The sequence below is a fragment of the Actinomadura madurae genome, assembly GCF_900115095.1.
Classification (GTDB): domain Bacteria; phylum Actinomycetota; class Actinomycetes; order Streptosporangiales; family Streptosporangiaceae; genus Spirillospora; species Spirillospora madurae.
In genome coordinates, this window is record NZ_FOVH01000002.1 from 282,863 (window position 1) to 294,163 (window position 11,301).

Annotated in this window: 12 protein-coding genes and 1 pseudogene; 6 read left to right on the forward strand and 7 right to left on the reverse strand. The window is 69.1% G+C overall.

Going from position 1 to position 11,301, the window contains the following annotated elements:
- Window positions 1-76: 76 nt before the first annotated feature.
- On the reverse strand, window positions 77-397 hold the full coding sequence (locus BM339_RS49650; protein WP_177287637.1) for a hypothetical protein: 321 nt from the start codon (window positions 395-397) through the stop codon (window positions 77-79).
- On the opposite strand from BM339_RS49650, the gene BM339_RS07125 reads away from it, so the two are divergent.
- On the forward strand, window positions 374-1,576 hold the full coding sequence (locus tag BM339_RS07125; RefSeq protein ID WP_075020294.1) for an HNH endonuclease signature motif containing protein: 1,203 nt from the start codon (window positions 374-376) through the stop codon (window positions 1,574-1,576). The two genes, BM339_RS49650 and BM339_RS07125, sit on opposite strands and share 24 nt — an antisense overlap.
- Window positions 1,577-1,642: 66 nt before the next feature.
- Here BM339_RS07125 and BM339_RS49655 read toward each other — a convergent pair whose 3' ends face one another.
- The 4 genes and pseudogenes from BM339_RS49655 to BM339_RS07135 form a co-directional block, all read right to left on the reverse strand.
- A complete protein-coding gene (locus BM339_RS49655) occupies window positions 1,643-1,831 on the reverse strand; it encodes a hypothetical protein (RefSeq protein ID WP_177287638.1) in 189 nt (62 codons plus the stop codon).
- Between the two features lie 32 nt (window positions 1,832-1,863).
- Window positions 1,864-2,191 (reverse strand): annotated as a pseudogene (locus BM339_RS51175) (transposase); the annotation flags it as partial.
- Complete coding sequence (locus BM339_RS52820) at window positions 2,176-2,346, reverse strand: hypothetical protein (RefSeq protein WP_177287639.1); 171 nt, start codon at window positions 2,344-2,346, stop codon at window positions 2,176-2,178. The pseudogene BM339_RS51175 and the gene BM339_RS52820, both read right to left, overlap by 16 nt.
- 91 nt (window positions 2,347-2,437) lie before the next feature.
- A complete protein-coding gene (locus tag BM339_RS07135) occupies window positions 2,438-4,141 on the reverse strand; it encodes a KOW domain-containing RNA-binding protein (protein WP_075020296.1) in 1,704 nt (567 codons plus the stop codon).
- Between the two features lie 641 nt (window positions 4,142-4,782).
- Here BM339_RS07135 and BM339_RS07140 point away from each other — a divergent pair.
- From BM339_RS07140 to BM339_RS07150, 3 genes are all read left to right on the forward strand, one after another.
- Entirely contained in the window at window positions 4,783-5,184 is a 402-nt protein-coding gene (locus BM339_RS07140) for an acyl-CoA thioesterase (RefSeq protein ID WP_021596216.1), read from the forward strand.
- 236 nt (window positions 5,185-5,420) lie between these two features.
- A complete protein-coding gene (locus tag BM339_RS07145; protein WP_075020596.1) occupies window positions 5,421-8,186 on the forward strand; it encodes an aconitate hydratase in 2,766 nt (921 codons plus the stop codon).
- The gene (locus BM339_RS07150) at window positions 8,119-8,610 is read left to right on the forward strand and encodes an aldo/keto reductase (protein ID WP_083597379.1); all 492 of its coding nucleotides are present in this window, start codon (window positions 8,119-8,121) and stop codon (window positions 8,608-8,610) included. The genes BM339_RS07145 and BM339_RS07150 overlap by 68 nt, the downstream gene beginning before the upstream one ends.
- A gap of 15 nt (window positions 8,611-8,625) precedes the next feature.
- Here BM339_RS07150 and BM339_RS07155 read toward each other — a convergent pair whose 3' ends face one another.
- Entirely contained in the window at window positions 8,626-9,246 is a 621-nt protein-coding gene (locus BM339_RS07155) for a LysE family translocator (RefSeq protein ID WP_075020297.1), read from the reverse strand.
- Window positions 9,247-9,341: 95 nt separating this feature from the next.
- On the opposite strand from BM339_RS07155, the gene BM339_RS07160 reads away from it, so the two are divergent.
- On the forward strand, window positions 9,342-10,061 hold the full coding sequence (locus BM339_RS07160; RefSeq protein ID WP_021596220.1) for a sulfite exporter TauE/SafE family protein: 720 nt from the start codon (window positions 9,342-9,344) through the stop codon (window positions 10,059-10,061).
- Window positions 10,061-10,609, forward strand: a complete 549-nt coding sequence (gene mug / locus BM339_RS07165; protein WP_021596221.1) for a G/U mismatch-specific DNA glycosylase — start codon at window positions 10,061-10,063, stop codon at window positions 10,607-10,609. The genes BM339_RS07160 and mug overlap by 1 nt, the downstream gene beginning before the upstream one ends.
- A 102-nt stretch (window positions 10,610-10,711) precedes the next feature.
- On the opposite strand, the gene BM339_RS07170 is transcribed toward mug, so the two are convergent.
- Window positions 10,712-11,134 (reverse strand): ASCH domain-containing protein, encoded by a 423-nt coding sequence (locus BM339_RS07170; RefSeq protein WP_235206587.1) that lies wholly within the window; start codon window positions 11,132-11,134, stop codon window positions 10,712-10,714.
- Window positions 11,135-11,301 lie beyond the last annotated feature (167 nt).

Sequence of the window (11,301 nt, forward strand, 5' to 3'; positions counted from 1 at the left end):
AGGCGGCCACCGCCCTACTTGCCATTGGAGGGCCAGTGTGCGCTACGAAAGTGCTTTCTCTTGACTTGGTCGCGAGTCATCGATTAAAGAAAGTCAAAGAAAGATGTGATGTTGGCGTGGCATGTCCTTTATTGTCAAGCCCTGTTGATGGAATCGTGGCGTAGAATTGAAAGAGTTCAGGGTGGGGGTGAAAATGTTGTCGATGCCCGTTGTAATTGCCGATCAGAGGCGTGGAGGTGGAGTGCGGGCGTCGGCCCTGCCTGCCGCCCGGCTTCCTGAGCGAAGAGAGCGTCTTGGTGACCTCAGTGAAGATGAACTTCTTGAGGTCGCTCAAGCGGCTCGCCGCCATGCCTCGTGGGCGCAGGCCTCGGAATTGGCCGCCATCGCCGAGCTTCACCGACGTCGCACCGCAGCGGAGGATGTCGGGGATCTCGACTATCGAATTCTGTCCGCGCAAGAGTCGGTCACCGAAGAGGTCGCTGCGGCTCTAACGATCACCAGCCACTCCGCCGCCACTTTGGTGCACTTGGCCGAACGTCTCACCGGGCCGCTGGCCGCGACCGGCGCGGCACTCGAAGCCGGGCGGATCGACCTGGCCCGAGCCCGCGTTATCTGCGACGTTACCGACGACCTTCCCGATCACGCCACCGAACTGGTCGAGGCCGCTGCACTGGAGAGGGCGTCCGACCAAACCACGGGGCAATTGCGCCGTCGCATCAAGCGCATCGCGCAACGGCTGGCACCCGAGTCGATCGAAGAACGCAAGCGGGAGGCGGTGCGTAGGCGACGGATGGAGTTGTGGGAGAACCCGTCCGGAACGGCCGACCTGGCGCTGTGCGATCTGGCCGTCGAAGATGCTCACGCGATCTACAACAAGATCACTGCTGTCGCTCACGGTCTCAAGACCGACGGTGATACGCGTACTCTCAACGCCATTCGTGTAGACCTGGCCACCCGACTCCTACAAGGCGTCCAGCTTCCCGACGCCACCCGCGACCTCCTCACCAAGGCGTACGCAGTCGGCACGCAGGCTGCCGGAGCGGGGGAGGCCCTTGCCGGTCACAGGAGTGGCCACGAGTGTTGCGAAGGCGGTGGCGATACCGACCGCGCCAGGGTCGATGCGGAGTTGGCGTCACTCGCGAACATCGCCGATGAGCTTCTTGTCGAAGCACGCGGAAGGGTTCGTCCCCAAGGCAGGCAACTGGCCGTCGGACGGGCCGCGCAGCGCATTCACCACCGACTTGCCGCTGCTCGTGACCTGGCCTGCCAAGGCGAGGAGCTGACTCACGGACGCCCCGGGTATCGCCCGCCCGCCCGGATGCGCCGGGAGGTCGAGGCGCGGCACGCGACCTGCGTTTTCCCTACCTGCAACCAGCCTTCGCACCGCTGCGACCTCGACCACACCGTGCCCTGGCAGCCCGGCATCACCTGCCGCTGCAACCTGGCTCCCCTGTGCAGACGCCACCACAGGCTCAAGCAGCGTCCCGACTGGAAGCTCTTCCAAATCTGGCCCGGCCTGCTCATCTGGGTCACGCCCTCCGGCGCCTGGCACATCGTCCGCCCCGACCGCCAGTGATTCACGCAGCGCATGCGGAGCCACTTCAGGTGTGGAAGACCTTGCAGGTAGACGGTGAAGTCGGCTTTACCTGATGCGTCCTGGATAGGCCTCGGCGAGTTCGTTGAGTGCTTCGCGCCATCCGGCGGCGCGTTGTCCCTCGACGAGGCGTGCGGGTGCGAAGGCGTGCTCGTCGCCGTTGTGGCGTTTGACGGCGCGTTCGCGGGCGCGTTTGTCCTCGATGTTGATGATGGCCAGCCAGAGTAGCTTGACCACGGCGTCGTCGGTGGGGAAGTGCCCGCGGGCCTGAGGTGGTGCAGGATGTCGCGCACGCTCATGCCGTGCGCATACAGGCTGATGATCATGTCGTCCAGGCCGCCGGCGATGCGCGCGGCCCGCTTGGGCACCAGCACCGGCTCGAACGTCCCGGCCCGGTCCCGCGGCACCGACAACCGGACGGGGCCGACCCCGGTCTGCACCGTTTTGCCCTTGCCACGCCCGTTGCGGGAATTGCCGGAATTGTCGTGCTTGTCATAGCCCCAGGTGCGCGGTCAACTCGCCCTCCAACGCCCGCTCCAGGACGGCCTTGACCAGCTCGCCGAGCATCGACCCCTCGCCGGTCACACGCAGCTGCCCGCCTCGTCGCGGGAACGCTCGGCCAGCAGGTCCAGCACCTCATCGCTCAGCAGTTCCCGGATCGGCACATCCCGGCTCCCGGCCGGCATCGGCACCATCCCACCGGCACCGGCCCCAGACCGGGCGACACTCCCATCTCCCTCGATCACGGTCATGGCTTCGAATCCCCCGAATTCGATGGATGATCTCCCTGTCGATCATCTACCCACCAAGATCATTTCCACGCTAGAAGAGATACCCCCGGGCTCAGTGGTCTCGAAGAACGCCGACTTGGGGGAGACCGCGGTGGCGGTGGTGGGCTCCGGCGATTGCGGCGAGGTTGGGGCGGCCGAGGGTGTTGTAGGCGGAGACGAGAAGTTCGTTGGCGTGGCGTTCAAGCTTCGCATCGCCTCCGCTTATCCAGTGCAGGTCACGGCCGAGAGTGAGAGCGTCGGCGGGGTTCCCGGCGGCGCAGCGCCTGCGGGCCTCTGCAATGTGTGTTTCGAGGGCGGCAGGGTCTTCGGTCAGCTCCCTTCTTAGGTTCGTGCAGAATTCGTAGTCGTCGTAGGGTTTCTGTCTCTTGCGGTCGATGGCGGTCTCGCCGTGGACGAGCGCGCCACCGCCGTCCAGGGTCTGGATCCGGTTCGGGTGTCCGTGGTCCAGGATCGCCTGGGAGACCTTGGTGGCATCGTCGTACTCTTCGCCTTCCTCGGGATGGTCGCCGGTTTCGAAGGTCATCAGGAATTCGCGGAGCAGCCGGATTCGGTGTCGTCTTTCGGCCAGCTCCGTTTCGTAGGGCCTGGTGTCGTCGTCTTCGCCGATGTACGCCGGGTCGTTCACGTGGTGCCAGTGCACTTCGAGGGTCGCTCGTACGGCTTCGAGTGGGGTGCCGCTGGGGAGGCCCACGCCGCCGCCGTCATTGTTGTAATAGGCGGTGACTCCATCGCAGGTGCGGCCGTCGTCGAACCACAGGCCGAAGTGCAGCCCGTCGGTGCCGCCGTGCATGAACGTGAGGAACTCCGGCGGATCACGGTAGTAGCGGCCGTGCACGCGCACGTCGATGCCGTCACGAGGTCGGTGCGCGGGTGCGTCGAACAGGTCCATGATCCCGAAGGGGCACAGCTCCAGATCGTCCAGAGCTTGCCGCTCGATCGGCCCGCAGGCTTGGAGGAACGCCCAGAACCGGAAGATCGAATCCGGTAGCTCCACGCCCCAGTCCCGGGCGAACCGCTCCTCGATCGCTGCCCGTTCCCGTTCTACCTGGGCCAAAGCGTCTGACCGGGCTTGCGCGTGCTGTCCTGGAGGCCGGACGGAGGTCCTCCATACCGTGTAATCCCGCATATCCGCAGCCGACCGCGCACGGATTCGCCGCTCCATGGCCTGCTCCATCGGCGACGGTGGAGGAGGAGCTTCTCCGGAGATCACCGCCAGCAGCCGCGACTCCGGGTCGGAGCCTTCGGGATCTGGATACTGCGAGCGCTGCCGTTGCCTGACGGCGTCCGCGGGAAGCCAGTTTTCAGGGTCGCCCTCGACGCGCGCGGCCGCCTCGTCGGCCGGCAAGAACGCCACTTCCTCATCGAACCGCTTCAGCGCGGTCACCTTCAGCCCCTCGGCACGGATCTCCGCTTCGGCGCGGCACGTGACGTAGGCATCCCATTCCGCGACCAGGTCATCTTCCGGTTTATCAACTCGTTTGAGGAAGAAATCGAAACTTTGCACCTTGGCCAAGTCGTCGTGCTGTTCAGTGATCCGGCTCCGCAGCAGCGCGACGATGTCTTCGTCTCGCTCTCCCAGCCGCCGCAGTGCTTCGATCCCCATCGGGGTCTCCAACTGGTCACGGCGGATATCCACCGTTGTTTCCCGGCCGAATATCGTCAACCGCACCAGCACCTTGTCCCTGTCGCCGGAGACGACCTCACCCTCGAAGTCGGCGAACGGGCCATCAATGATCTTGACGAGAGCGCGGTCCATGAACAGGTCCCCATGTCGACGATTTCTTGAAGGCGGACCCATGTTAGAGATCATCACCGACAAGATCGGAGCGTAAGCAAGATTCACGAGCTGTCGATCACGATCTCTCAAGCTGCCGACGGCGGCGCTTGCTCACCAAGTGAGGTGGTCCTTGTCCTTGGCGTTCGAGATCTCGGCCCGTGCCTTCTTCGCGCCCGGCCACCTCGCACTGCGTGCCCTAGAACCCGGACCGCCATCATCGGTGCGCGCATCCTGCGGTAGGTGCATGAGGTCCCGGGCGGCGAACGCGCCTTCCTGCTGCTCGGTCAGCGGGGGCAGCGTTAGGCGAGAAGTGATGCGTCTGCCACGGCCGCCCGCAGCTCGTTGGGCGCAGTGAGCAAGCCATCCACGATCGCAGGCTGGTCGGGCCACCGCCATGCCATGAGGCTAGCGATCTCATGAAGGTGACGCGCAACCATCCCGGCTGCACCAACTGGTCCCTTAGAAAGAACCGCTCCCGCCGAGTTCCAAGCCACGGTGGGTGGCCAGAGACGCTGGTTAGGCGCCATCTCATTTCGATCAGTGTGGCGGCGGTGGCGACCGAGGAAGGGATGGTTGCGTGGGCGAGGCTTCGTCGCTGAGTCCGGCGCTAGCGTGGCCGCATGGGTGAGAAGGATGGGGATTTCGGGTTCGTGCATCGCGTTCGGGTTCGGTACGCCGACTGCGACATGCAGGGGGTGGTGTTCAACGCCAACTACTTCGCCTACATCGACGACGCCATGGACATGTGGCTCCAGCACGCGCTCGGCGAGGAGTACCTCGACGGGTTCGACTACGCGGTGAAGAAGGCCGGTATGGAGTGGGACTCTCCGGCTCGTGTGCGCGAGGTCGTCGACCTGCGGCCGGCGGTCACGCGGTGGGGGCGCACCTCGTTCGATGTCCGCATCGGGCTCAGTGTCGGTGACCGTGCCCTTGGGGTGGGGGAGTTGGTGCTGGTCAGCGTCACGCCGGGTGGGTACGAGCCGTCGCCCGTGCCCGAGCGGGTCCGCCGGGCGCTCAAGTAGCTCGATGTCGAGATAAAGTGGAGATAGCTTGACGTCGAGAGAAAAGCGGCGGAAGTTAGGCGGGCCTGATTCCCGGTGAGAAGGCCGACTAGGGCAGGATCAAGGAGGACGAGCACCCGCCCCGCCGCGCGCCGACCGCCGCGGCCCCCGGGGTGGAGGGCCCATCGAGGAAACAAGACGAGCGCCGCGCGCTCATGTCCCGGACCGGACGCGCGGTGGCGACTGAGGAGGAGTCCGTGTCCGCGAACAGCTTCGGCAGCCGTGACAAGCTGCAGGTTGGCGACAGGTCGTACGACATCTACCGGCTGGACGCCGTCGAGGGCGCGGCCCGTCTCCCGTACAGCCTGAAGGTGCTGCTGGAGAACCTGCTGCGCACCGAGGACGGCGCGAACGTCACCGCCGAGCACATCCAGGCGCTGGCCCAGTGGGACCCCACGGCGCAGCCGAGCAAGGAGATCCAGTTCACCCCCGCCCGGGTGATCATGCAGGACTTCACCGGCGTGCCGTGCGTGGTGGACCTGGCGACGATGCGCGAGGCGGTGCGGGACCTGGGCGGCGACCCGTCCAAGATCAACCCGCTGGCGCCGGCCGAGATGGTGATCGACCACTCGGTGATCGTCGACTACTTCGGTTCGCCGGACGCGTTCGAGCGCAACGTCCAGCGGGAGTACGAGCGCAACAGGGAGCGGTACCAGTTCCTGCGGTGGGGCCAGACGGCGTTCGACGAGTTCAAGGTCGTCCCGCCCGGCACCGGCATCGTGCACCAGGTGAACATCGAGCACCTCGCGCGCGTGGTGTTCGACCGGAACGGCGTGGCCTACCCCGACACGTGCGTGGGCACCGACTCCCACACGACGATGGAGAACGGCATCGGCGTGCTCGGGTGGGGCGTCGGCGGCATCGAGGCGGAGGCCGCGATGCTCGGCCAGCCGATCTCGATGCTCATCCCGCGCGTGGTCGGCTTCAAGCTGACCGGTGAGCTGCCCGCCGGGACGACGGCGACGGACCTGGTGCTCACCATCACCGAGATGCTCCGCGAGCACGGGGTGGTCGGCAAGTTCGTCGAGTTCTACGGCGAGGGCGTGCACGCGCTGCCGCTGGCCAACCGCGCCACGATCGGCAACATGAGCCCCGAGTTCGGCTCCACCTGCGCGATCTTCCCCATCGACGACGAGACCCTGTCGTACCTGCGGCTCACCGGACGGGACGAGGAGCAGATCGCGCTCGTCGAGGCGTACGCCAAGGCGCAGGGCCTGTGGCTCGACCCCTCGGTGGAGCCCGAGTTCTCCGAGTACATGGAACTGGACCTCGCGACGGTCGTCCCCTCGCTGGCTGGCCCGAAGCGCCCGCAGGACCGCATCGCGCTGTCGGAGGCCAAGGAGACCTGGCGCCGGGACGTGCAGAACTACGCGAGCAGCGTGCAGGGACCGGCGGACGAGGCGTCCAACGAGTCGTTCCCCGCGTCGGACTCCCCGGCGATCGGCCACGGCGGCGAGGGCGACAAGCCGCGCGAGCACCGGACGAACGGTGCGAGCCGCCCGCACAACCGCGTCCCGGTCACGCTGGAGGACGGGACGACGTTCGAGATCGACCACGGGCACGTCGCCGTCGCCGCGATCACGTCCTGCACCAACACGTCCAACCCGTACGTGATGGTCGGGGCCGCGCTGCTGGCCAAGAACGCGGTCGAGAAGGGCCTGACCCGCAAGCCGTGGGTCAAGACGTCGCTCGCGCCCGGATCCCAGGTCGTCACCGACTACCTGGAGCGCGCCGGCCTCACCCCGTACCTCGACAAGATCGGCTTCAACCTGGTCGGGTACGGCTGCACCACCTGCATCGGCAACACCGGCCCGCTGCAGCCGGAGATCTCCCAGGCCGTCAACGACAACGACCTGGCGGTCACCGCGGTGCTGTCCGGCAACCGCAACTTCGAGGGCCGCATCAGCCCCGACGTGAAGATGAACTACCTGGCGTCGCCGCCGCTGGTCATCGCCTACGCGCTCGCCGGGACGATGGACGTCGACATCCTCAACGACCCGATCGCCGAGGGCGCGGACGGGCCCGTGCACCTGCGCGACATCTGGCCCGCGCCGGACGAGGTCGCCACGATCGTCGAGTCGTCCATCGGGCAGGAGATGTTCGCCGAGAGCTACGCCGACGTCTTCAAGGGCGACGAGCGCTGGACCGGCCTCGACATCCCGACCGGCGACCTGTTCGAGTGGGACGCCGCGTCCACCTACGTCCGCAAGGCCCCGTACTTCGACGGCATGGGCGCCGAGCCGGAGCCGGTCGCCGACATCCACGGCGCCCGCGTCCTGGCGAAGCTGGGCGACTCGGTCACCACCGACCACATCTCCCCGGCCGGGTCCATCAAGGTGGGCACCCCCGCCGCGCAGTACCTCCAGGACAACGGCGTCGCGGTCAAGGACTTCAACTCCTACGGCTCGCGCCGCGGCAACCACGAGGTCATGATCCGCGGGACGTTCGCCAACATCCGGCTCCGCAACCAGCTCCTGGACGATGTCGAGGGCGGCTACACCCGCGACTTCACCCAGGACGGTGCCCCGCAGGCGTTCATCTACGACGCCGCGCAGAACTACGCCGCGCAGGGCACCCCGCTCGTGGTCATCGCCGGCAAGGAGTACGGCTCCGGCTCGTCCCGCGACTGGGCGGCGAAGGGCACCGCGCTGCTCGGCGTCCGCGCCGTCATCGCCCAGTCCTACGAGCGCATCCACCGCTCCAACCTGATCGGCCTCGGCGTCCTGCCGCTGCAGTTCAAGGACGGCGAGTCCGCCGAGTCCCTCGGCCTCACCGGCACCGAGACGTTCGACATCACCGGCGTCACCGCGCTGAACGAGGGCGGCGTCCCGGACGAGGTCACGGTCAAGGCCGACGGCAGGGAGTTCACCGCCACCGTCCGCATCGACACCCCAGGTGAGGCGGACTACTACCGCAACGGCGGCATTCTCCAGTACGTCCTCCGCAACCTGCTCCGCAAGTAGGCCGCGGCGACGGCGACGGGCCGGCTCCCCCGGACGGGGGCCGGCCCGTCGCCGTTTCCTCACCCCACGCGACCTCGCCGAACGGTTCGGGCTGGCCGCCGTCCCCTACTACGGCCTCGCGTCGGGCTTCCTGACCGGCAAGTACCGTCCCGGGACGACGGTGCGCAGCGCGCGCGCCGGTCGCGCCGGCAAGCACCTGGACACCGAGCGCGGGCGCAGGGTCCTGGCCGCGCTCGACCTCGTCGCCGAGGAGCAGGGCACCGCCGTCGCGACCGTGGCGCTCGCGTGGCTCGCCGCCCAGCCGACCGTCGCCGCGCCCATTTCGAGCGCGCGGACCCTCGACCAACTCCCGCCGCTCATCGAGGCAGCCCGGACGACCCTGACCCGCGACCAGCTCGACCGCCTCACCGCGGCGTCCGCATAGCCTGACCCGCGCGACTCAGCGTTCGACGGCCAGGCGGAGGCCGAAGCCGATGAACGCCAGGCCGGTGACCTGCTGGACGCGGCGCTTGACGGCCGGGCGGGCCAGGGTGCGGCGGGCCGCGCCGGCGGCGCCCACCACCAGCGCGAACCACAGGACACCCTGGAGGGCGTGGATCGCGGCGAAGAGCATGCTCGTCCAGAACATCGACGCCCCCTCCGGGACGAACTGGGGGAGCAGGCTCATGTAGAAGACGCCGATCTTCGGGTTGAGCAGGTTGGTGGTGAAACCCGTGCGCAGCGCGGCGCGACCGGACAGCTCGGCGTCCGGCGCCTCGATCGCGGACGTCGCCTCGCGGCGGGCCCTCCAGAGCGCCCGCGCGCCGAGCCACAGCAGGTAGCAGGCGCCGGCGGCGCGCAGTACGTCGAACGCGACCCGGGACGCGGCGAGCAGCGCGGTGAGCCCGGCCGCGCTCGCCAGCGCCCAGCAGAGGCAGCCGGACGCGACGCCCGCCGCGGCGAGGCCGCCCGCCCGGCGCCCGCCCGTCACGGTGGCGCGCAGGACGAGCATCGTGTCGAGGCCGGGAGTGATCGTGACGAGGGCGGCCGCGGCGGCGAAGGCGAGGCAGGCGGTGAGCACGCGTGCATTCTGCCAGGCACCTTCGGCGGGGCGGTGCGCGCCCGCCCGATGGTGGGCATTCAGACCGGATAGGTGGGGATGTAGCGTCGCGCGGCGTGCCCCATCTCGACTTCCTCCTGGTCGGCGGGCTGGCCGCGCTGGCCGGCGCGATCGTGCAGAGCAGCGTCGGCCTCGGCGTCGGGCTGGTCGCGACGCCGATCGTGGCGATGCTGTTCCCCTCGCTGATGCCCGGGGCGATCCTCACGGTCGCGCTCGTCCTGCCCGTCGCCACCCTTCTCCAGGAGGGCGGGCACGCCGACCTGCGCGGCTTCGGCTGGGCGTTCGGCGGCCGGCTCGCCGGGACGCCGCTCGGCGTGTGGCTGGTGGCGGCCGCCCCGGAGCGCGTCCTCGGCATCGTGATCGGCGTCGTCGTCCTCGCCGCGCTCGCCCTGACCGCGTGGACCCGCGAGGTGCCGCGCAACCGCCGGACGCTCGCCACCGCCGGGGTCGTGTCCGGCGCGACCGGCACCGCGTCCGGCATCGGCGGCCCGCCGGTCGCGCTGCTCTACCAGCACGAGAGCGGCCCCCGCGTCCGCGCCACGCTGGCGGTCTTCTTCATCGCGGGCGCGCTGCTCTCCCTCGGCACGCTCGCCCTCGCGGGACGTCTCCCGGGGCGGCAGGTCGTCGCGGGGCTGGAGCTCCTCCCGTTCGTCCTCGCCGGGTTCGCGGCCGCCGGACCGCTGCGCCGCCACCTCGACGCCGGACGCCTCCGCGTGGCGCTCCTCCTCGTCGTCGGCGCGTCCGCGGTGACGCTGATCGTCCGTAATCTGGTCTGATGCGCCCCACGAAGGCCGACCTGGAGGCCGCCCGCGACCGCGTCATCCCCGACGTCCTGCCTCCGGACGGCGGGACGCTCCGCGTCCTGTTCAGCGGCATCAACCCCGGCCTCTACTCGGGGGCGACGGGCCACCACTTCGCCCGTCCGGGGAACCGCTTCTGGCCCGCGCTGCACCGGTCCGGCTTCACCGACCGCCTGCTCGACCCGTCCGAGCAGGATCTCCTGCCCGGCTACGGCCTGGGAATCACCAACCTGGCGCACCGCACCACGGCCCGTGCCGACGAGCTGACGGCCGCCGAACTGCGCGAGGGCGGGCGCCGCCTCGAAGCGCTCGTCGAACGGCACCGCCCGTCCTACCTGGCTGTCGCCGGCGTCACCGCCTACCGCACCGCCTTCGGCCGCCCCCGGACGCGGATCGGACCCCAGGACGAGACCTTCGGCCCGGCCAGGCTGTGGGTGCTGCCCAACCCGAGCGGCCTGAACGCATCGTGGACGCTTGGGCAGATTGCTGAGGAGTTCGCTCGTCTGCGGGTTGCCGCGGGCTGAGCTGTGGTGCTGCACCCAGTTCGCTAAGCGGCCTGAACGCATCGTGGACGCTCGACGGGATGGCCGCCGAGTTCCGCCGCCTCCGCGAAGCGGCGGAGGCGCTCAGAGCCGGTTGAGGGCGGCGGCGAACATCGCGTTCACCTCGGCGACCAGGTTGGGGTGCGGCTGCCAGAGCTCCTGGCGGCCCACGGCCACGATGGGGCGCGGCAGGGCCCGGACGCCCGACAGGTGCCAGTGGTGCGCGCCGGGCGCCGCCCAGGGCCCGCAGTCGCAGGACGCGTTCTGCACGGCCGCCGAGCAGACGTGGCCGAGGTCGGCGACGGCGATGACGGCGCCGATCGTGGCGAGCGGGTCGCGCGGATCCCAGCCGGCGGCCTGGATCAGCGGGGAGTCGCACGCCTTCAGGTCGACGCGCATCGAGGCGTGGATGAGGAGCGGCCCGCGGTAGGCGGTCGGCAGCGCCTGGTTGGAGACGGTCTTGCCCCCACGCGCGATCGCGAAGGCCCAGGGCTGCTGAACACTCATCGCCTGCACGCGCTCACCTCCGGTGTTCGCCCCGCCTCCGTCGCCGGGGGATCGCCGAACCCGCCGGCGGGGATGCCGGCGGGCTGGACGACGATGCCCGAGAGGCTAGGCGCATCCTGCCGGAATTGCCAACGGGCGGGGCGAAACGTGTCGTTGTCCGTCATGGG